At 61.0% G+C, this 19,628-nt stretch carries 20 protein-coding genes and 1 tRNA gene; 10 read left to right on the top strand and 11 right to left on the bottom strand.

Features of this window, described 5'->3' with window-relative positions:
• Positions 1 to 135: 135 nt before the first annotated feature.
• The 7 genes from leuC to CLV89_RS00075 all read left to right on the top strand — a co-directional run bounded on the left by leuC (position 136) and on the right by CLV89_RS00075 (position 6,839).
• A complete protein-coding gene (leuC, locus tag CLV89_RS00105; protein ID WP_106161329.1) occupies positions 136 to 1,539 on the top strand; it encodes a 3-isopropylmalate dehydratase large subunit in 1,404 nt (467 codons plus the stop codon).
• Positions 1,540 to 1,551: 12 nt separating this feature from the next.
• Entirely contained in the window at positions 1,552 to 2,157 is a 606-nt protein-coding gene (leuD, locus tag CLV89_RS00100; protein ID WP_106161327.1) for a 3-isopropylmalate dehydratase small subunit, read from the top strand.
• A 391-nt stretch (positions 2,158 to 2,548) separates the two neighbouring features.
• Positions 2,549 to 3,379 (top strand): hypothetical protein, encoded by an 831-nt coding sequence (locus CLV89_RS00095; RefSeq protein WP_106161325.1) that lies wholly within the window; start codon positions 2,549 to 2,551, stop codon positions 3,377 to 3,379.
• Complete coding sequence (locus tag CLV89_RS00090) at positions 3,376 to 4,392, top strand: endonuclease/exonuclease/phosphatase family protein (RefSeq protein ID WP_106161323.1); 1,017 nt, start codon at positions 3,376 to 3,378, stop codon at positions 4,390 to 4,392. The genes CLV89_RS00095 and CLV89_RS00090 overlap by 4 nt, the downstream gene beginning before the upstream one ends.
• Before the next feature lie 94 nt (positions 4,393 to 4,486).
• Entirely contained in the window at positions 4,487 to 5,590 is a 1,104-nt protein-coding gene (gene leuB, locus CLV89_RS00085; protein ID WP_106161321.1) for a 3-isopropylmalate dehydrogenase, read from the top strand.
• Between the two features lie 171 nt (positions 5,591 to 5,761).
• The gene (locus tag CLV89_RS00080; RefSeq protein ID WP_106161319.1) at positions 5,762 to 6,718 is read left to right on the top strand and encodes a DMT family transporter; all 957 of its coding nucleotides are present in this window, start codon (positions 5,762 to 5,764) and stop codon (positions 6,716 to 6,718) included.
• 44 nt (positions 6,719 to 6,762) lie between these two features.
• Positions 6,763 to 6,839: transfer RNA gene (locus tag CLV89_RS00075), tRNA-Pro, on the top strand.
• Between the two features lie 352 nt (positions 6,840 to 7,191).
• On the opposite strand, the gene CLV89_RS00070 is transcribed toward CLV89_RS00075, so the two are convergent.
• Positions 7,192 to 8,046, bottom strand: coding sequence for a LysR family transcriptional regulator (locus CLV89_RS00070; RefSeq protein ID WP_106161317.1), 855 nt, complete (start codon positions 8,044 to 8,046; stop codon positions 7,192 to 7,194).
• 98 nt (positions 8,047 to 8,144) lie between these two features.
• On the opposite strand from CLV89_RS00070, the gene tmpA reads away from it, so the two are divergent.
• Both tmpA and tmpB read left to right on the top strand, forming a co-directional pair.
• A complete protein-coding gene (tmpA, locus tag CLV89_RS00065) occupies positions 8,145 to 9,290 on the top strand; it encodes a 2-trimethylaminoethylphosphonate dioxygenase (RefSeq protein ID WP_106161315.1) in 1,146 nt (381 codons plus the stop codon).
• Entirely contained in the window at positions 9,287 to 9,880 is a 594-nt protein-coding gene (gene tmpB, locus CLV89_RS00060; RefSeq protein ID WP_106161313.1) for a (R)-1-hydroxy-2-trimethylaminoethylphosphonate oxygenase, read from the top strand. Before tmpA ends, tmpB begins: the two co-directional genes overlap by 4 nt.
• Before the next feature lie 249 nt (positions 9,881 to 10,129).
• Here tmpB and CLV89_RS00055 read toward each other — a convergent pair whose 3' ends face one another.
• From CLV89_RS00055 to CLV89_RS00020, 8 genes are all read right to left on the bottom strand, one after another.
• Positions 10,130 to 10,714, bottom strand: coding sequence for an SH3 domain-containing protein (locus CLV89_RS00055; protein ID WP_106161311.1), 585 nt, complete (start codon positions 10,712 to 10,714; stop codon positions 10,130 to 10,132).
• Positions 10,715 to 10,844: 130 nt separating this feature from the next.
• Positions 10,845 to 11,183, bottom strand: a complete 339-nt coding sequence (locus CLV89_RS00050) for a RidA family protein (protein ID WP_106161309.1) — start codon at positions 11,181 to 11,183, stop codon at positions 10,845 to 10,847.
• Between the two features lie 10 nt (positions 11,184 to 11,193).
• Positions 11,194 to 12,588: an FAD/NAD(P)-dependent oxidoreductase gene (locus tag CLV89_RS00045; protein WP_106161307.1), complete on the bottom strand. Its 1,395-nt coding sequence runs from the start codon at positions 12,586 to 12,588 to the stop codon at positions 11,194 to 11,196.
• Positions 12,575 to 12,889 carry a (2Fe-2S)-binding protein gene (locus CLV89_RS00040; protein WP_243394894.1) on the bottom strand — a complete coding sequence of 105 codons (315 nt, stop codon included), beginning with the start codon at positions 12,887 to 12,889 and terminating at the stop codon, positions 12,575 to 12,577. Before CLV89_RS00040 ends, CLV89_RS00045 begins: the two co-directional genes overlap by 14 nt.
• Complete coding sequence (locus CLV89_RS00035) at positions 12,864 to 13,964, bottom strand: NAD(P)/FAD-dependent oxidoreductase (RefSeq protein ID WP_106161304.1); 1,101 nt, start codon at positions 13,962 to 13,964, stop codon at positions 12,864 to 12,866. The genes CLV89_RS00040 and CLV89_RS00035 overlap by 26 nt, the downstream gene beginning before the upstream one ends.
• 116 nt (positions 13,965 to 14,080) lie before the next feature.
• Positions 14,081 to 15,079: a TRAP transporter substrate-binding protein DctP gene (dctP, locus tag CLV89_RS00030; RefSeq protein WP_106161302.1), complete on the bottom strand. Its 999-nt coding sequence runs from the start codon at positions 15,077 to 15,079 to the stop codon at positions 14,081 to 14,083.
• 53 nt (positions 15,080 to 15,132) lie between these two features.
• Positions 15,133 to 16,443: a TRAP transporter large permease gene (locus CLV89_RS00025; protein ID WP_106161300.1), complete on the bottom strand. Its 1,311-nt coding sequence runs from the start codon at positions 16,441 to 16,443 to the stop codon at positions 15,133 to 15,135.
• Positions 16,440 to 16,910, bottom strand: a complete 471-nt coding sequence (locus tag CLV89_RS00020; RefSeq protein ID WP_106161298.1) for a TRAP transporter small permease — start codon at positions 16,908 to 16,910, stop codon at positions 16,440 to 16,442. Before CLV89_RS00020 ends, CLV89_RS00025 begins: the two co-directional genes overlap by 4 nt.
• Before the next feature lie 110 nt (positions 16,911 to 17,020).
• Between CLV89_RS00020 and CLV89_RS00015 the strand changes: the two genes are divergently transcribed.
• Positions 17,021 to 17,956, top strand: coding sequence for a LysR family transcriptional regulator (locus tag CLV89_RS00015; protein WP_106161296.1), 936 nt, complete (start codon positions 17,021 to 17,023; stop codon positions 17,954 to 17,956).
• Between the two features lie 222 nt (positions 17,957 to 18,178).
• On the opposite strand, the gene CLV89_RS00010 is transcribed toward CLV89_RS00015, so the two are convergent.
• Positions 18,179 to 18,829, bottom strand: a complete 651-nt coding sequence (locus CLV89_RS00010; protein WP_133166692.1) for a hypothetical protein — start codon at positions 18,827 to 18,829, stop codon at positions 18,179 to 18,181.
• A gap of 8 nt (positions 18,830 to 18,837) precedes the next feature.
• A partial coding sequence (locus CLV89_RS22525) for a bacteriophage T4 gp5 trimerisation domain-containing protein (protein WP_423837286.1) occupies positions 18,838 to 19,628 on the bottom strand: 791 nt, incomplete at its 5' end.

Raw genomic sequence — 19,628 nt, 5'->3', positions numbered from 1 at the left:
AATTGCCCTTCAGGACCGCGCGCGCTTGCGCGAACGGTTCTTCGGTGCCGCCCGCACGGTTCTCGCGCGCCTATAAGGCTGCGTTGCCAGACCAGTTACGCCAGCACATTTACCGAACATACGGGAGAGGACCTCATGTCCCCCAAAACACTCTATGACAAGATCTGGGATGCGCATGTGGCGCATGAAGCCGAGGACGGCACCAGCCTGCTCTATATCGACCGCCATCTGGTGCACGAAGTGACCAGCCCACAGGCCTTTGAGGGTCTGCGCCTGGCCGGCCGCAAGGTGCACGCGCCAGACAAGACCATCGCGGTGCCGGACCACAACGTCCCCACCACCGCCGGGCGCGACAATCCCGATCAGATGCCCGAAGACAGCCGCATCCAGGTCGCGGCACTGGACACCAACGCCCGCGAATTCGGCGTGCATTACTACCCGGTCAGCGACATCCGTCAGGGCATCGTGCATATCGTCGGCCCTGAGCAGGGCTGGACTCTTCCGGGCATGACCGTGGTCTGCGGCGACAGCCACACCGCGACCCATGGCGCATTCGGCGCGCTGGCGCATGGCATCGGCACCTCTGAGGTGGAGCACGTGCTGGCCACCCAGACGCTGATCCAGAAGAAATCCAAGAACATGAAGGTCGAGATCACCGGCACCCTCAGCCCCGGCGTGACCGCCAAGGACATCGTTCTGACCATCATCGGCGAGACCGGCACCGGTGGCGGCACTGGCTATGTGATCGAATATTGTGGTGACGCGATCCGCGAACTGTCGATGGAAGGCCGGATGACCATCTGCAACATGGCCATCGAGGGCGGCGCACGCGCCGGTCTGATCGCCCCGGACGAGACCACGTTCAACTACGTCAAGGGCCGCCCACACGCTCCCAAAGGCGCCCAGTGGGAAGCCGCTCTCGCCTGGTGGAAGACGCTCTATTCCGACGATGACGCCCATTTCGACAAGGTGCTGACCATCCGCGGCGAAGACATCGCGCCAACCGTCACCTGGGGCACCTCGCCCGAGGATGCGCTGCCGATCACCGCAAATGTGCCCGCACCCGAAGATTTTGCCGGTGGCAAGGTCGAGGCCGCAAAACGCGCGCTGGACTACATGGGTCTGACCCCGGGCATGAAGCTGACCGATATCGAGATCGACACGGTCTTCATCGGCTCCTGCACCAATGGCCGCATCGAGGATCTCCGTGCCGCGGCCGATGTGCTGAAGGGCAAGAAAGTCAAGGACGGCATGCGTGCCATGGTGGTTCCGGGCTCCGGTCTCGTCCGCGCCCAGGCCGAGGAAGAAGGCCTTGCCGAGATCTTTACCGAAGCCGGCTTTGAGTGGCGTCTGGCAGGCTGCTCCATGTGCCTGGCGATGAACCCGGACCAGCTGAGCGAAGGCGAACGCTGCGCCTCCACATCCAACCGCAACTTCGAGGGCCGTCAGGGCTACAAGGGCCGCACCCATCTGGTGTCCCCTGCCATGGCCGCAGCCGCTGCTGTCACCGGCAAGCTGACCGACATCCGCGAGCTCTGAAGGACAACACACATGAACAAGTTCGAAACCTTCACCGGGATTGCGGCGCCGATGCCGCTGGTCAACATCGACACCGATATGATCATCCCCAAGCAGTTCCTGAAGACCATCAAACGCTCCGGCCTTGGCGTGCACGCCTTTGACGAGATGCGCTACGACCGTCAGGGCAACGAAAACCCAGAGTTCGTACTGAACCTGCCCAAGTACCGCGAAACCTCGATCCTGGTGGCAGGCGACAACTTCGGTTGCGGCTCCTCGCGCGAGCACGCGCCGTGGGCACTGGCAGATTTCGGCATCAAGGTGGTGGTCTCCACCTCCTTTGCCGACATCTTCTTCAACAACTGCTTCAAGAACGGCATGCTGCCCATCGTGCTGCCGCAGGAGCAGGTCGATCTGCTGATGTCGGACTCTGAGCGCGGCGAAAACGCCCGCATGACCGTCGACCTCGAAGCGCAGGAGATCACCACCTCCGATGGCGACGTGATCAAGTTCGACGTCGACCCCTTCCGCAAGCATTGCCTGCTGAACGGTCTCGACGACATCGGCCTCACGCTGGAAAAGGCGGATTCGATCCAGTCTTTCGAGGCCAAGGCTGCGCAGGAACGTCCCTGGGTCTGATCGCCGGACCAGCCTCAACATGTTCAAAGGTCGCCTTCGGGCGGCCTTTTTTGACTTTCATGAGCGCGCCGCAGAGACCCGGTGCACATTTCCGCCCAATTGCCTAACACGCGACCTTGCGCATTTTTTACGCTCCATGCGAGCAGGCTCCCGCCCCCTGCGCGCCGATAAGTCGATGATTTGACGAATTAAGATTGATGCATGTCAGCACCACTTGAGTGCTGGTCATTCAAATTTGATGCATTTCCTTAACCCTGCGCTTGAGAAAACAGGCGACGCCGTGCAGGATTGGGGCAAAAATGAGGCAGAGCAACCTGGCAGATTCTGGGGTGCTTCATACCGGGTCATTCCACCAAAAAACCGGAAGACCCCAGGGTGAAGGGAACGAACAGTGCTTGCACGCATGACAAGCGCGGCAATTCGCGGATTATTGGTGGCGCTTCTCGTGGCGTTGCCGTCATTGCTGTTGCCGGTCACAGCGACGCAATCTCCGGAAATCGTGGCGTTCATGGCCCTGCTGGCTGGTGGCCTGATTTTTGCCGAGTACTCTTCACACAGCCCCAGCATTGTAGAGTTCCGCGATGCGCCTCCACTGAACCGCAGCCGCTTTGTCTTCGCAGCGCTCTGCATGATCCTGTTGAGCATTCTGGCTGGCCATCCGTTCCAGCCTACCGGCTTTAGCGCGCTGGTACACAAGCTTGCATTCACGGTCGGCGACGCTCTGGATTTCGCCTATTCGCCTGTGCAGCTGACCCGGCTGATGATGCCCTCTGATGTGCCGCAATATACGGTAGATCTGGTGCGGGCCGCGGCTGGGCTTGCGCATCTGATCTCTCTGCTTTGCGTTGCCTATTTCGCGATCGTGATCCGCTTGCTGAACTGGCCACTGTCCAGCGGCGCCTTTAACGTTTGGGTCAATCTGCCGCTGTTTGACCCGACCACCGGCGGCGATGTGGTCACGCGATTGCAACGTGATGCAAAGCTACACATCATAGGTGGGGTGCTCCTGCCCTTCCTGCTTCCGGCGCTCATTCAGATGGGGGCAAGCGTGTTTGACCCCGCCCTCCTTGGTAATCCGCAGCTGCTGATCTGGTGCGTGACCGGCTGGGCCATGATCCCGGCCAGCATGATAACGCGCGGCATGGCCCGCCTGCGCGTGGCAGATCTGATCGAGCAGAAGCGCAGATCCTTTGATCACGACAAGAATCTACAAGCCGTATGAGATGGTCGGCAGCCCTCTTGCTGCTGCTTCTGCTCTCGGGTCTACCCGGAGCTCTCACCGCCGAGACCATCCGCCTTGCCACCTTCAATACAGACCTGAGCCGCAAGGGGCCGGGGCTGCTGCTGCGGGATCTGCAACGCGACAATGCACAGATTGATGCGGTCATCGACACGATCCGCAGGGCAGACGCCGACATACTGGCCCTGCAGAGCATCGACTGGGATTATGACACCGCGGCGCTTGCGGCCCTGCAACTCCGGCTGGCCGCGGCTGGCCAGCACTACCCATATCGCTTTGCACCAAAACCCAATGCAGGGATCGCCTCTGACCACGACCTAGACGGTGATGGTCGCCTGGGAGAGCCGGAAGATGCCTGGGGCTGGGGACGCTTCACCGGGCAAAGCGGCATCGCGCTGCTGTCGAAATACCCGATCACGACCGAACACGCGATCGACCTCACAGGGCTGCTGTGGCACGAGGTGCCCGATCATCGCATGCCGGTGACCAAAGACGGGCTGCCCTACCCTGATGCGGAAACGGCAAAAATGTTGCGCCTTTCATCAACAAACCACTGGGCCGTGCCTGTCATGCTGCCTGATGACATGCCTCTCTGGGTCATGAGCTTTCACGCCGCACCACCGGTCTTTGATGGACCAGAGGACCGCAACGGCCGACGCAACGCCGATGAGCTTCTGATCTGGCTGCACCTTCTGGATGGCACCTTGGGCGCCCGTCTCACCCCGCCCTTTGTTCTGCTGGGCGATGCCAACAACGACCCGGCGCGCGGCGAGGGGCACAAGGACGCCCTGTCCCGCCTCCTGACCGATCCGCGCCTACGGGACACGCTTCCCGCCGACGAGAACGGCCTGCAGCACACTGTCACCTGGGAAAGCACCGGCCCGATGCGGGTCGATTATGCGCTGCCGTCGGCAGAGCTTCAGGTGGCCGCGTCTGGCGTCATACGCGGCAAAGGCAGTCGCCACGGGTTGGTCTGGATCGACATCCGCCGCTGATCCACCCTGATACCCAGCATAATTGCGCCCGGATTATTGACCCGGCGACAGCAGCCCGCTACGCCCTTTGGCGATACGTCAAAGGAGTTTTGAGATGTCCAACCCATCGATTCTGATTTTGCCTGGTGACGGGATCGGCCCCGAGGTCATGGCCGAGGTCAAGAAAGTCATCACCTGGTATGGCGCAAAGCGCGACCTTCAGTTCGATGTGAGCGACGATCTGGTCGGCGGCGCGGCCTATGACGCCCACGGCACCCCGCTGCATGACGACACCATGGCCAAGGCTCAAGAAGTCGACGCTGTCCTGCTGGGCGCCGTCGGTGGCCCGAAATACGACGCGCTCGATTTTTCGGTGAAACCCGAACGCGGCCTGCTGCGCCTGCGCAAGGAAATGGATCTGTTTTCCAACCTGCGCCCGGCCCAGTGTTTTGACGCGCTGGCGGATTTCTCCTCGCTGAAAAAGGACGTGGTCGCCGGCCTCGACATCATGATCGTGCGCGAGCTAACCTCCGGCATCTACTTCGGCGAGCCGCGCGGCATCATCGAGGAAGGCAACGAACGCGTCGGCATCAACACCCAGCGCTACACCGAGAGCGAGATCGACCGTGTGGCGCGCTCCGCCTTTGAACTGGCGATGCGTCGCGGCAAGAAACTGTGCTCGATGGAAAAAGCAAACGTGATGGAGTCCGGCATCCTGTGGCGCGAAGTCGTCACCGAGGTGGCCAAGGACTACCCCGAGGTCGAGCTGTCGCACATGTATGCCGACGCCGGCGCCATGCAGCTCTGCCGCTGGCCCAAGCAGTTCGACGTGATCGTCACCGACAACCTGTTCGGCGACCTGTTGTCCGACGCCGCCGCAATGCTGACCGGCTCGCTTGGCATGCTGCCCTCGGCCTCGCTTGGCGCACCGATGGGGAATGGCCGCCCGAAGGCACTGTATGAACCCGTACACGGCTCCGCACCGGACATTGCCGGTCAGGGCAAGGCCAACCCCATCGCCTGCGTGCTGTCGTTTGCGATGGCGCTGCGCTACAGCTTTGATCTGGGCGAAGAGGCTGACCGCCTGGAAAAAGCCGTCGAGAAAGTTCTCGCCGATGGCGTGCGCACCGCGGACCTTCTGGGCGAAGAGGGCGTGACCCCGGTCACCACCTCGGAAATGGGCGACGCAATTCTGAGCGCCCTCGACGCAAGCCTCTGATTATCTAGCTATTTTACTTCATCAGGCCGGGATCTTTCCCGGCCTGATGCATTTTCAGCCGTTCACAAAACCCGGTCGGCCCCGCGCAAGCCCCTTGCAAGATGCCCCTCCTCGGCGTTAGCGCTATAGGAATGGCGCTTTGACGCCGCTTTCAGCCATCTCGGTGACAGAATGAATATAAAAGCAGCTATCTTGGCCCTGCTGGCCTACGTGATTTTCTCCACTCACGACGTGATCGTAAAATACGTCAGCGCTGAAATATCTGCCTTTCAGATTGTTTTTTTCTCGAGCCTTCTGTCCTTTCCTCTGCTGACCATGATGATGGTCCGCGACGCCACCCCTGGCACCTTGCGCCCAAAGCACCCAGGCTGGATTGCGCTGCGGTCGCTATCGATGTCAGTGGTGCCTGCCGCAGCCTTTTACGCGTTCTCGGTGCTGCCCTTGGCACAAACCTATGCATTGCTATTCGCGACCCCATTGCTCATCACCATTCTCTCCATTCCCATCCTGGGCGAAAAGGTCGGTCTGCCACGCATGGCAGCCGTCGTTGTGGGGTTTGCTGGCGTTATGGTCGTATTGCGCCCCGGAGAAACGGAACTTGGCTTCGGACATGCCGCCGCATTGCTGGCGGCATTTGGCAACGCCTTTCAGTCGGTGATCCTGCGCAAACTGAGCAACGTGGAACGGCGTGTTGTGCTGATGCTGTTCCCCATGCTGACGACAGTGGTCATCATGGGGCTGACATTGCCATTTGTATATGTCCCGCTCAGCGGTGCTGAGTTGGCCGGGCTTGCCGTCATTTCTGTTTTTGGATTTTGCGCGACGCTCTTGCTGGTCTACGCGTATTCCTTTGGCGAAGCGGCCGTTGTTGCTCCGATGCAGTATTCACAGATCATCTGGGCGACGATCTTTGGCGTCATGCTCTTTGACGAGAACATGGATCTTCTTACCTTGGTTGGTGCTGGTATCATCATTGCAAGCGGCGTTTTCATTGTCCTGCGCGAGGCCCGTGGCGGTCGGTCCTCCAACACACCGGTTTTGCAAACGCGCAGCCGCGCAGTCCTGAGCAGCGGTCTCAATGTTTCATTTTTCATGAAGCGAACATCTGGCGACAATACGCCCGAATAGGGCTTGCAAAAGCCCGGGACCAAGTATAATCCACGCGCCACGGTCGGAGCGTAGCTCAGCCTGGTAGAGCACTGTCTTCGGGAGGCAGGGGCCGGAGGTTCGAATCCTCTCGCTCCGACCAATAAAACAAGGCGCCTTCGGGCGCCTTTGTTGTTTTTCACACAGTACTCTGAGGTTCGTTGAACCTAAGGCTAGTCAAACTTCAAAGCGTCTGCTGCTGCCTGCAAGGGTTCCGGGCTGTATCGAGCATAGACTGAACCTGTGATCCGCGCATCCGAGCGTCCCAGAAATTGCGCGGCCATGGCAGCCTGTCGCGGGGTCAAATGTCGTACTCCGAACGTTTCGCCTCATACCAAGATAAAGTCTGCGCCTCTTCCAATCAGATCATCCGATGAGTGAACGGCATTTTTTCGTGCGGCTGGTTACTTTATCGTTCGAACCCTCCAGCTTCGGTATGCAGATGAAGCTGAATTTCAGGCAAGCACTTTGACAAGCTCACTCCATTGGGACCGGGCGATTGCATCCGACCCTGCGATTGCCCAATAGCTTTCGTGATGATCCATCGTGTCGTCGCTTAGCCGAACGAGCCGCCCCTCCCGAATGTCCCTTTCACAAAGTGGCAATGATGCAAGAATAACTCCCATACCGGCTCGTGCGGCACCAAGGGCAGACAGGAATGTGTCGAACCGCAGATGCGGCACCGGGGTTGTTGCAATACCAAAGCGCGTGGCCCAGCTGTTCCAGCCTGGGCGTGATCCAGAACAGGCGATGCGGGGCCAGTCCGTCCAATGGCCCTCGCGCCCCGCCAATTCAGGCGAGGCGAGCGGGGCTATCTTCTCCGAGAACAATTTCAACTTGTGATCATGCGGCCAGCCGCCTGCGCCGTACCTTATGCGGATGACATCGTCGACATCCGCTTCATGGGCTCCCAGCACCATGGTTTGGATGCTCAATTGCCCCTCAGCAATACGGCCCAACCTCTCAAGACGTGGCAGAAGCCACAGCTCAATGATCGATTGGCTCGCCGAGATGGCCATCTGCCCGCGCCCCGAGCCAAACAACGCTTCTGAACTATCGCGCAGCGTTGTGAGCGCCAATCGCACATGGGGTAACCAGGCCTCGCCATCCACCGTCAGTTCGATGGCGCGTGCGCGCCTGAAGAACAGGCTGGTGCCAAGTTGCTTTTCAAGCTGACCAATTCGCTGACTGATGGCGGATTGGGTTAATCCGCTTTCAGCCGCCGCCGCCGTAAAGCTGCCGCAGCGAGCAGCCGCTTCGAATGCACGTATCCACTCCAGTGGGGGTGTTTTGAAAGGGCTAACTGACATTAGGAGATCGCCACCTCAGGGCTATTATTGTTAATTTGATCTTATGCCATGCAGACGCGATGGTGTCGCCATAAATACGCCATCACAAGGACAGCCCCATAATGTCAGTCACTGTCGCCTCAGCGGGCACTCACCTAACACTCACCTCTGGCCAGTCTGAAAAACGCTTTCACGCGATCTGGCTGCGCGATAACGCAAGTGACGCTGAGACGCGCGCCGCCGCCAATGGCCAGCGCCTGATTTCGCTGCGGGACATTCCTGCGGATACCACCATTCGCTCTGCCGACCTGCAGGGTCAGACCCTGCAGGTCACGTTTGCCCCCGAAAACAAAGAGGTCGCTTACGACCTTGGCTGGCTCGATGCCCATGCCTATGACGTCGAACAAAGTCATGAGCGCGGATGGACGCCCCCCACAACTGAAACCTGGGATTCAGGCTTGATGGGGAATGTTCCCACCGGGGATTTTGAGCAGTTGTCTCAGAATGATGCCGCCCTGCGCGACTGGTTAGGGCTGGTGAGCAGGTTTGGGTTTGGCAAAGTGGTGAATGGCCCGGCGAAAGACGGCGCCCTGTTCGATTTGGTCGCTTTGTTCGGGTTTGTGCGGGAAACCAATTACGGACGGCACTTCGAGGTTCGCACTGAAGTCAATCCGACCAACCTCGCCTTTACCGGGCTTGGGCTGCAAGCGCATACCGACAACCCCTACCGTGATCCAGTTCCCACGGTGCAGGTGCTTTATTGTCTCGAAAGCTCGGCTGCGGGCGGAGAGAACATGGTGGTGGATGGCTTTGCCGCCGCACAGCGCCTGCGGGATGAAAACGAGGCATATTTCAACGTACTGGCAGATCACTGCGCCCGTTTCGAGTATGCCGGTGAAGCAGGCGTTTGCCTGACATCACGCCGTCCAATGATCGAACTTGCCCCCGATGGAGAGCTGATCGGAGTGCGGTTCAACAACCGGTCCCTTGCTGCCGTAACAGATGTCCCCTTTGAGAAGATGGACACCTACTACGCTGCATATCGCCGCCTTGGCGAAATCATCGACGACACCGCGATGGAAGTCACCTTCCGCCTGAACCCCGGTGAGGCATTCATTGTCGACAACACCCGGGTTCTCCATGCCCGCAAGGGCTATTCCGGCGAGGGTACGCGCTGGCTGCAGGGGTGTTACGCAGACAAGGACGGGTTGAGGTCGACCTATGACGCACTGTGCCGCAAACCCGACCTGGAGGCCGCAGAATGAAGCCGGACATCAACAACCTGAGCCGTGACACCATCGTGGAATTCATCGGGTCCATTTTTGATCGGCGCGGGGATGAAGAGTATCTGGGCGAACCGGTGAACATGGGGCAGCACATGTTGCAGGGGGCAACGATTGCCGAACAGAACGACCAGCCCGAGGAGATCATCGTCGGTGCGCTGCTGCATGACATTGGGCATTTCACCAGTGAATTCGGGACATTCACAATGGATGACACCGAAGACCGCCACCACGAAGACGCGGGCGCAGAGGTACTGGAGCGATTTTTCCCCAGCGTGATTACAGATTGCGTACGCTATCATGTCGCCGCCAAACGATACCTTTGTGCGACACGGCCTGAGTATTTCCGCCGCCTGTCAGATGCCTCCGTTCATTCGCTCAACCTTCAGGGCGGCCCGATGGATGCCAAAGAAGTCGCTGTATTCGAGCAGAATGAGAATTTGGAGCAGATCATTGCCGTCCGCTATCTAGATGACGCAGGAAAGCGACCGGATATGGTAACACCAGATTTTTGGCATTTTGCGCCTATGGTTCAGCGAATGGTCGACAGGCATTGCACGACCCAGACTTAGTCGGACCAGCCTGAAACTCTTGTACGCTAAATAAATTCATGTGGTACCAGAGCATCTCAGAAATTTGAATTGCGGCCAACGGAATAGTTTGGCCGCATTCGGCTGCCGACAGTCATAGCTGCAAAGCCTCTTTTGAGAGCTATCAGCTTGGAACACTCTGACCCACATAAAATTGCAGCTGAAACGGTGGAAGGTTACGCCATCAACAAAGCTCATCAACGACGCGAAACGCAACTCGGGTCATGACCATCAGCCTCCGAACACGACGGCATCGGGAATCTCATAGCGCTCCTCATCCAGCTCGATCACGGTGAGGTCGCCACGGCGTTCAAACTCGATCCCGCCAACCGCTGGGATGCCTTCGCGAAACGCCAGTTGCCGCCCGCTGCCTCCGGGCCAGAAAATCGTGATGTCGGCGTCGCCTCCGCCCATCCGCGTGACGCCGAAATCGCACTGGAACGTGGGCTGGCCGTAGCGCAAAGAGCAGGGAAGTCGGCCGGTGGCGTCATAGTTCGGCTCTGGGGCGGGGATCGCATCCGGGCCCATGCCCTCGCGCAGGTACCGCGCGGCGGCCCAGCCCGCGCTGCCGTCGGGAAGTTCCACCTGACACCAATCGCTGCGGCAGCCGAGGTTGCGCAGCACGGTGCCATTTTCAACCGCGCCCAGATGGGATGCCGTGGCCGAAGGCGCAGTGCGAACATGCAGCCGGGTGGTGATATCCGTAACCTCGAGCCAGTCCGGCCCGTGCCCGGCCTCCTCCGCCGCTGCGGGCGCGAGGGGCAAGGCAATCATCGCAATCAATGCGAGGGTCGGACACAGGGCTGAACGGGGCATGACGAAGGTCTCCGGTGGCGAGGGCTAGGGTCTACCGTAGCGGAGCGCGCCGGTCTGGCAACGGGGTGGCACGGGCGATGGCGGAGGCCCGCCGGTGCCATTCGGCGGGCACAGCGAGTTCAACCGGGGCTCAACAGGCGGCGGTGACGAGGATCTCCACCTTCAGCTCCGGACGGGCCAGTTTTGCTTCGCCGCAGGCGCGGGCGGGGGCGTGACCCTCTGGCACCCAAGCATCCCAGACTGCGTTCATCTCCGCAAAATCCGCCATGTCGGCGACCCAGATGATAGCCTGCAAGATCTGTTCGGGTGAGGAGCCCGCGGTCTTCAGCAGTGCCTCGACCCGCGACAGGCACTCGCGAGTCTGTTCCGCGACGGTAGCACCATCGCCCACCTGTCCGCAGAGATAGGCAACACCATTGTGCTTGACGATCTTGCTCATGCGCTGGCCGGTTTCGATACGTTCGATCATTGGTCTGTCCTCAGTTTTTCCCGGTGGCGGGTGGGGTCTTCAGTGATGCCAACTCACCCAGGGTCACGGGCTTCAGTGGCGGGCGAATGCGATAGTAGCCGGTCTGGTCCGGCGTCTGCCCAGTTGCCTCGGCCAGAAGGGCGGTGACTGTCAATCCGCAATAGCGCCCTTGGCATGGCCCCATGCCGACGCGACCAAAGGCCTTGGTCTGATTGGGGCCGAGGCATCCGGCGCGCGCATGGTCGCGGACCGTACCGGCGGTCACCTCTTCGCACCGGCAGACCAACGTCTCATCCCGGGGCGACAGTGCCTGCGCGCAGGGCGGATAGGCGGTATCCAGAAAGGGGCGCGGGGCCTGTTCGCGGGCGCGCGCAGATCTGAGCGGTCTGGCCCGCCGGTCCCGCTCATCCGGCGTAAGGCGCGCCGCGTCGCAGGCGATGGCCAGCGCGGCAAGACGGCCCGACAGGGCGGCGGCCTTGGCCCCGCCGATGCCCGCGCCGTCCCCGGCGACAAAGACTCCGGGCACATCGCTGCGCCCCCAACAATCCAGCGTCGGGACGAAACATTGCTGCTGCGTACTCCAGTGATGGGCGACCCCAAGTGCGCGCGCAGCCTGCGTATTTGGTACCACTCCGTGATGCAGGAATACGGTCTCGCACGCCAGACGCCGGGTCCGGCCACGATGGCTGAAACACAGCACCTCGGCGCGGGTGTCGCCTTCGATCCGGATGTCCTGAGCGCCGGTGTAGCGTGGCACGCCTCCGCGTTTCAGCTCCGCCAACATCCGCAGCCCCTTGGCCATGTAGGGCCAGCCGCGCAGGGCGCCGCCCAGATGGCGCAGGGCGGCACGGCGGTTGCGGCCGGTCTGGGTCTCGACAAGCGCGAGGGGTGGCTGGCCGGCGCGCAGCATCTGAACCGCGATCAGGTACAACAGTGGCCCCGCCCCTACCAGCACCGCGGAACGGGCCAGCACGCCGGATTGCTTCAACAGGATTTGCCCCGCCCCGGCCGTCATCACTCCGGGCAGGGTCCAGCCCGGCAGCGGCATGGGTCGTTCCAGCGCGCCGGTGGCCAGAAGCACCCGGTCGGCCGTCAGCTGCGCACCGCGCCCGTCCCGCGAGTAGGACAGGCAAAATCCCGGCTCGATCGACCAGACCACTGCTCCGGTTACATGTTCGACCGGGCTGCGCCGAAGCGCGACAGTGAGGCCGCGACCGGCTGTATAGTCGGGCCCAAGCAGCGCGGCCCGGTGATCCGGCACATGATCCACATCGCGGTAGATCTGCCCCCCGGCGCGGGGCTGCTCATCCAGCAATGTCACGCTGAGGCCCGCGTTGGCGGCCTCGGTAGCGGCGGCCATGCCGGCGGGACCGGCCCCGACGATGACAAGATCACGATGCGACATGACGGACCTCCGGGCTACCGGGTCGGGTAATCTGAAGTCCTTCGGCAACCTCGATCATACAGGCCTGTCGCTGCATGCCGTCGATCTCCACCAGACAGTCGAAACAGGCGCCCATCATGCAAAAGGGCGCACGAGGGGCGCCGGACACCGGCGTGTCACGAAAGCGCTCAATTCCGGCGGCCAGCAGTGCAGCGGCCAGGTTTGCCCCCAGCGGCAACAGCAAGGGGGCGCCGTCGAACCGGACCTCCACCCGAGGGGCGCTGCTGGCCTCGATCTCAAGAAATGGCAAAACGGGATTCACTGAACACCTCCAGGTCGGGAGCCGCCGCGGTGCCCTCCAGCCAGTCCGGCAGGAGCATCGCATGGGCGGCAGCAAGGGTGATGCCACTGTGGCAGGTGACGAGGCTGGCGCCGGGCATTTCGGCACTGCGCTGGTAGATCGGCAGCCCGTCGGGTGACAGCACCCGCAGCGCGCCCCAGCTGCGCACCAACTGTGCCCGCGCCAGCGCCGGGTATGCAGCGATCGCCTCGGCTGCAAGGCCGGAGAGGCCGGACTGGGTGACGCCATCGTCGTGGCCGACCTCCTCGTTGGTGGCGCCGATCTGGATGCCGCCCTCATCGACCTGCCGGGCAATCAGGGAGGGGCGGTTGATCAGCTTTGGCAGCTTCTCGGTGATCAGCACCTGCCCGCGTTGCGGGCGGATCGGTGCCTTGAACCCCATCTGCGGCCCAAGGCGCGCGGCCCCAAGCCCCGCAGCCAGCACGACCTTGGCAGCGCGGACACGCGTGCCATCGGCGCAGGCAAGTTCAAAGCCATCCGGCTGGGTCACCTCGGTCACGGTCTTGCCGGTCAGGACCCGCCCGCCTCGGCGCCGCACGTCGCGAGCGAGGGCCAGCAGCAGCTTCAGCGGATTGGCGTGGCCGTCCTGGTGATGCAGGATCGCGCCGACCACCTTGGGTCCGATATGCGGCTCTTCCTTGCGCAGGGCGTTGTGGCCAAGCACATCATAGGGGTAGTCGCCATCCAGCTCCGCCTTCAGGATTTCGTATTTCTCCACAGTCGCCTGCAGCGTGTCTTCGGAAAAATGCAGGTCATACCCGCCGTTCTGCTCTAGCGGCACCGCGTCGCCGGTGTTCTGTTCCAGCTCGGCGGCAAACTCGGCCCAAAGCCGCGCCGAACTCTGCGACCAGCGGGCGTAGCGGGGTTGTTTCATCCCCTTCGACTGAACCCAGACCAGACCAAAATTGCCGCGACTGGCCCGAAATGAACCGTCATCGCCGTCCAGCACCGTGACCGTCAGCCCGCGCCGCAACAGGCCCCAGGCCACCGCAAGGCCGACAATGCCGCCGCCGATGATCGCGTAATCGCTGTCCATGCTCGTTTTCCAGGTCTTGGGGTCAAAGGGGGAGGCCGGGCGGGGACGCTCTCTCCCCGCCCGAACTGTGGCTCTGCGTCTCCTGTCCGCTGCGGGTCAGGCGCGGGCAGCGCAGATCACTCGGCGGCCGCGGCCACCTTGTCGAGGATCGCGCGGCCCCAGTCGGCGCCCACATCCTCCAGCACTGCCGGCCAAACATCGCTACGCACCTTGGCCGCCATTGCCGCCAGCTCCGCGTCGCTGAGGCTGACCACGGTGGCACCCAGCTCGTCCACGAGGCGCTGTTCGCTGCGCTGCTGGTCGGCCTCGGCCACATCCCAGCGGGTCGCCTCAAAGGCCTGAGCCTGCTTGATCAACGCGGACTGATCTTCATCCGACAGGCCGGCGAGGCTCTCGTTTGAGATGATCATGTACCAGACCTCGAAATGGGTATTGGCGGGGATGTAGGTCTTGGTCACATCGCGGAAGGAGGCGTAATAGCCTTCGGCGCCGGAGCCGATGACCCCGTCCACAACCCCGGTCTGCACCGCGGTGAAGGCCTCGGAGAAGGGGATCGGCGCGGGGATGTAGCCAAGCGCCTCGCCGGTCAGCTGAAAGCTTTTGATGCCCGGCACGCGCACCTTGATGCCGTTGGGATCGACTGAGCCGGCGGCGGGGTTTTCGACGTTGAGGGAAATGCCGCCAAAATAGACCGGATAGGCGGCGAGCATGGTAATCTCCTGCTCGGCGTAAAGCTCCGCCATCACCTCGCGCACGGCCCCACCGGGGCCATAGACCGCGCGTGCCTGTTCCCAGTTACCCGCAAGATAGGGGAAGGAGGAGATCTGCATGCGGCGGTCGGCGGCGGTGGCAGCTGGCTGCGTCGCCATGTCGATGGCACCGACGCTGATGCGCTCCTGCACGGTGGTGTAGTCCCCCAGGGCGGAGGCGGGGAACAGCTTGACGCTCAGATCACCGCCGGTGGCGTCTGAAACGGCAGCGGAAAAGGCGCGCAATTCGGTGTCGATGGTGGTGTCCTGCGGGCGCACATGGCTCATCTTGAGGGTTTCGGCGCTCGTGTGGGTGCCGATCGCCATCAGCGCTGCCGCGGCGGTGGTCAGGAATGCATGTTTCATGGGGTGTCCTCCGTGTTGATTTCTAGATGTCTGGTTGCGTGCGGTTTGACGGATCAGGGGGTGATGTCGTAGCCGAACAGGCGCGGCAGAAAGAGTGACAGATCGGGCCAGAGCGAGGTCAGGAAGACCACCGGAACATAGCCGAACAGGATCAGCTTCATCGCCGGGGGGATCACCTTTGTGACCTTCACCTTGCCGATGCGCGCCCCGAGATAGAGGATCGAGGCATAGGGCGGCGTAACCCCGCCCATGGCGGTGTTGACGCCCATGATGGCGGCGAACTGCACCGGGCTGATGCCGATCGCCTGCATCAGCGGCAACAGCAGCGGTGCGATCAGGATGATGGCGGTCACGTCATTCACTACCATGCCCACCAGGAACAGCAGGATGTTGATGAGGATCAGAAGCAGCACCTTGTTTTCGGTGATCGCAAAGATGCCCTGCACCAGCTGTTGCGGGATGCTTTCGTAGACAAACATCTGACTCAGGATCATCGAGAACAGGATCATCATCATGATCGCGCCCACAGCGGTGGCAGCTTCCTTGCCGGCAGAGAAGAAATTGTCCCAGCGCAGGCCTTTATAGATCAGAAAGCCCACCGGTACCGCATAGATCACGGCCACGGCGGCGGCTTCTGTCGGGGTCATGATGCCGCCGTAGATGCCACCAAGGATGATCACCGGCATCAACAGCGCCGGGAAGGCGTGAAACCCGCGCCGGGCGACCTCGCCGGAGAGTTCGGTAAAGCTCGGCTTGTCATCCAGCACCAGATCGAAGTTGCGCGACATCACCAGGTTGATGATCGAGAAAGCGGTCATGATCAGCAGGCCGGGACCAAGCGTGGCGAGGAAGCAGGCCAGGATCGACGTATCGGTGACCCAACCGTAGACGATCATCGTGACCGAGGGCGGGATGAGCAGACCGAGAATGGAGGAATTGGCAATCAGGGCGGTGGCATAGGCCCGCGGGTAGCCGCGTTTCTCCATCTCCGGGATCAGCAGTGGGCCGATCGCCGCAATCCCGGTAAGGCCGGAGCCGGAGATTGCCCCGATGACGGCGCAGGACACCGCCGCCACCACACCGAGGCCGCCGCGCACATGGCCGATGAACGCATTGACGAAACGCAGCAGCGAGGCGGCAATGCCGCTTTCGGACATGATCGTTCCGGCCAGCACGAAGAGCGGGATCGCGAGTAGCACCGGATTGCCCATCTGCTGGAACCCCCAGAGCATCATGCCCTTCATGGTGACGTCGCCGATCAGATACATCACCATCAGCGCCGCGCCGAAACAATAGGGCAGCGGCACCCCCAGGGTCAGCGTGATCACCAGAAGGGCAATGGCCAGTAGCGCGATCTCGATCATGCGGTGTCTCCGGACTTGAGGCTGCAAATGTGGCCCCAGAGGTGCCAGGCGGTGTAGACCATCATCAGTGCAAGACCGGCCAGCAGGGCCACGTCGGAATAGAAGGTCGGAATGTAGAGGGTTGGGCTCTCACGCCAGACCCGCCAGGCGTAGCGGGTGTACTCCCAGGCCCAGGACAGCAGCCACAGACCTACGATGAGGCTGATCACCTCGCCGATAATGGCGAGAATGGTGTGGCCGCGCTGCGAGGTGACAAAGATCTCCAGCACGTTGGCGCGGATATGGGTGTTCTCGCGCGAGGCGTTCACCGAGCCGAGGATATAGAGCCACAGGGTCGGATAAAGCATGGTTTCTTCCAGCCCCATCACCGGCACCTGCAACACATAGCGGGTGATGACCTGCACGAATTGCCCCAGTGCCACGAGGCAGATCAATGCGGTCAGCAGATATTTGGCAAATGTGTCCATGTGTCCCCCGGTTGCTGCGCCGTCTGTGCGGTTTCGGGACATCACACTGGACAGCGTGCATAAAATCAATTTGATAATATCTTTAGGTCCATCAATTGAGTTTATGCCAAATGCCCCTCTCTCTGCGCCAGTTGACGACGTTTCGCGAGGTCATGCGCTCCGGTTCCATCAGCCAGGCGGCGCGCACCGTCGGGCGCACCCAGCCGGCGGTCTCCACCATGGTGCAGACGCTGGAAGACCAGTTGGGGTTTGCGCTGTTTGTGCGCACCCATGGCAAGCTGACGCCGACGCCGGAGGCCTATTTTTTTCTGGAGGAATGCGAGGATATCCTGAGCCGGGTCGAGCGCACCGAACGCACGCTCGAACGGGTCAGCGCGCTCCAGTCCGGCAAACTGAAGATCGCCTGCCATCCGGCAGCCTCCAGCGTGTTCCTGCCGCGCCTGCTGACCCGTTTTCTAGTTGGCAAGGACGATCTGCAGGTGTCGCTCATCATGCGGTCGTCTGATGTGATCGAGGATCTGATCGCCTCGCAGCAGTTCGACATGGGCTTTGCCGAAACGCCTGCGCCGAGGGCCTCGATCAACCAGGTGGACTATGAGCTGGAATGCGTCTGCATCCTGCCTGCGGATGATCCCTTGCGCAGCGCCGAGGTGATCACACCAGCGGATCTGGACGGCCGCCCGATGGCGGCGCTGTTCGACCATCACGGCACTGCCCTGCGCACCGAGACCGTATTCCGCGAGGCGGGCGTGCGCTTCAACAAGCGGTTCGAACTGCGCACGTTTCTGCCGGGGTTGACCTTCGTAGCGGCGGGAGCCTGCGGGATGATCTGCGACATGATCACCGCATACAGCCACATCTTGCAGACTCCGGAGGCCGACCAGTTGGTGATCCGCCGTTTCCGGCCAAGGGTATCAGCCGGGGTTTCGATCCTGACACCCGGCTATGCCACCCCTTCGATGGTCAACCGCGCCTTCATCAGCGACCTGCAGCAGGAGGTCGGGCAGATGATGACCTATATGGATCAGGTCCTGGCGCGCGGCTGACACGGATCAACTCACCGGGCGAGCGCGGCACCTCTTGAACGGCCAAGTCTCTGTTTCGGCGCCCCCTTTGCGCCTGCGGCCTGATGATGGGCATAATATGGTAAATTCGAGCCGTCACATTCTTGTCAAATGAGAAGTCGCGATCATCGCCTTCAAATCCAAGGCCGCCAACGCCGAAGTTGGCATCTGGGTGGAACGACCGGGTGATAATATTAATGGCTGTCATTTATAGCCCCCAAATGTACCTTCTTTCAGCTGTGCCAAACTCGGCGAATATACCAAAACTCCCGCATACCCCTTTTTGTCAGGCCCTGTATTTAGGATATTTGCCTGCATTACCCGCGCCAGACGGCTGTTTCCCTTGTCTGCCGTCGAGCCTAAGACATGAATCACCGAGACATCCGGCCACACGTGACGCTCGCCTGTGCTGCGGTCCATCCACCCGCCGCTTCCCACCAAAATACGTTCTGTGCTTAGGCGTGCAGGGTTTTCTATCTTGGGGCCGGGCACCAGATTGAAGCCGAAGGTGCCGCCCTCGGGATAATACATCTCAACATAGGAAACCGGACCAGAGACGTAGGCCCCGAAAAGCCGGTCCTGCGGCCCAAGCTGTCTGCGCTTTGCGTTGCCATCATCCGCGTCAGCCAGATTAAGGCCATCCAGCACGCGCCACTCTTCTTCTGGTATGGGAACAGAACCGACAATGACAGTGCCGCCTTTGCTGAGTAAGGGTTCGCCCATATAAAGCGTTACATGGCTTTTCAACTTTTCTTCCCTTGTATCAGCTGACCTAGCGGCCAAAGACCACAAAGCCGCTACACCTAGAGCAAGAAGCAGCAGGACAAAAATTATTCGGTTCCGTTTGAAAAACATCAGTTCAGCTAAATCTTTGAAGCGTTCATTTTTATGCTTCCGGCAGCCTTGTTCGTCAAATTCCCCGTCAGCGTTGTAGTCATATCCTTCCCGTTGATCAGGAGTGTGCCGTCCGCTTTCATGATCAACTCAGACGCGCCGCAGCGCAGGGGAATTTCTTTTTGTGCATCAAGGCGGTACTTCTCTCCTATGACCTGAGAGTGGTTCTTACCCGTCGTTTCCCGGACAGTTTGTTGCACCGTTTGTGATAGCTTTACGCCATAGGTCAGCGTCGCAGATGTTCCCACGCTCTTGTAGAATGTGGTGCCTTCGGTGGGCGCAATAGCAGAGGCAGCCGTCAGCGAATATGTTCCTCGACCTGTCATTTCCGGGAAAGACTGTTCGAAGTTGTAAGCCGCTACCCTGAATCCTTGAGGATTATCTGTGAGCGGCTTTCGCACGAATCCGCCGTGCGACCCGGTGCCAACACTTACTGTCATGCCCATGCCGATATTGTGGACATCAACCAACCTGACCTCTCGCAGACTAGCCGCGCCAATACTTTCAACCTTGGTTCGATCCACGCGTTTCGTCTGATGGTTCAGAACTTTTAAGCTGTGGTCGAGCTGTGCGTGAAGGTGAATCTCTTCCCGCCCCTTTTCGTCCTCAAACCTCAGCACATTGTAACCTTCTCCTTTGTGTGTACCCGTCTTGAAAGTCGAGCGTGTCTTGTGCTCCGGGAGCTCGTAAGGCGGTTTGTTTTTGCCGTTATAGACGCATCCAGTGACAATGGGCTTGTCGGGGTCGCCGCGAAGGTGCT

This window comes from Tritonibacter scottomollicae (genome assembly GCF_003003215.1).
In the GTDB taxonomy this organism is placed as follows: Bacteria; Pseudomonadota; Alphaproteobacteria; order Rhodobacterales; family Rhodobacteraceae; genus Epibacterium; species Epibacterium scottomollicae.
This window is presented reverse-complemented; position numbering and strand designations above follow the sequence as displayed.

Bases quoted from the DNA above. Each gene is read 5' to 3' on its own strand.
- leuC (WP_106161329.1), top strand. From the start codon at position 136: ATGTCCCCCAAAACACTCTATGACAAGATCTGGGATGCGCATGTGGCG.
- leuD (WP_106161327.1), top strand. From the start codon at position 1,552: ATGAACAAGTTCGAAACCTTCACCGGGATTGCGGCGCCGATGCCGCTG.
- CLV89_RS00090 (WP_106161323.1), top strand. From the start codon at position 3,376: ATGAGATGGTCGGCAGCCCTCTTGCTGCTGCTTCTGCTCTCGGGTCTA.
- leuB (WP_106161321.1), top strand. From the start codon at position 4,487: ATGTCCAACCCATCGATTCTGATTTTGCCTGGTGACGGGATCGGCCCC.
- CLV89_RS00080 (WP_106161319.1), top strand. From the start codon at position 5,762: ATGAATATAAAAGCAGCTATCTTGGCCCTGCTGGCCTACGTGATTTTC.
- CLV89_RS00070 (WP_106161317.1), bottom strand. From the start codon at position 8,046: ATGTCAGTTAGCCCTTTCAAAACACCCCCACTGGAGTGGATACGTGCA.
- tmpB (WP_106161313.1), top strand. From the start codon at position 9,287: ATGAAGCCGGACATCAACAACCTGAGCCGTGACACCATCGTGGAATTC.
- CLV89_RS00055 (WP_106161311.1), bottom strand. From the start codon at position 10,714: ATGCCCCGTTCAGCCCTGTGTCCGACCCTCGCATTGATTGCGATGATT.
- CLV89_RS00050 (WP_106161309.1), bottom strand. From the start codon at position 11,183: ATGATCGAACGTATCGAAACCGGCCAGCGCATGAGCAAGATCGTCAAG.
- CLV89_RS00045 (WP_106161307.1), bottom strand. From the start codon at position 12,588: ATGTCGCATCGTGATCTTGTCATCGTCGGGGCCGGTCCCGCCGGCATG.
- CLV89_RS00035 (WP_106161304.1), bottom strand. From the start codon at position 13,964: ATGGACAGCGATTACGCGATCATCGGCGGCGGCATTGTCGGCCTTGCG.
- dctP (WP_106161302.1), bottom strand. From the start codon at position 15,079: ATGAAACATGCATTCCTGACCACCGCCGCGGCAGCGCTGATGGCGATC.
- CLV89_RS00025 (WP_106161300.1), bottom strand. From the start codon at position 16,443: ATGATCGAGATCGCGCTACTGGCCATTGCCCTTCTGGTGATCACGCTG.
- CLV89_RS00020 (WP_106161298.1), bottom strand. From the start codon at position 16,910: ATGGACACATTTGCCAAATATCTGCTGACCGCATTGATCTGCCTCGTG.
- CLV89_RS00015 (WP_106161296.1), top strand. From the start codon at position 17,021: ATGCCCCTCTCTCTGCGCCAGTTGACGACGTTTCGCGAGGTCATGCGC.
- CLV89_RS00010 (WP_133166692.1), bottom strand. From the start codon at position 18,829: ATGTTTTTCAAACGGAACCGAATAATTTTTGTCCTGCTGCTTCTTGCT.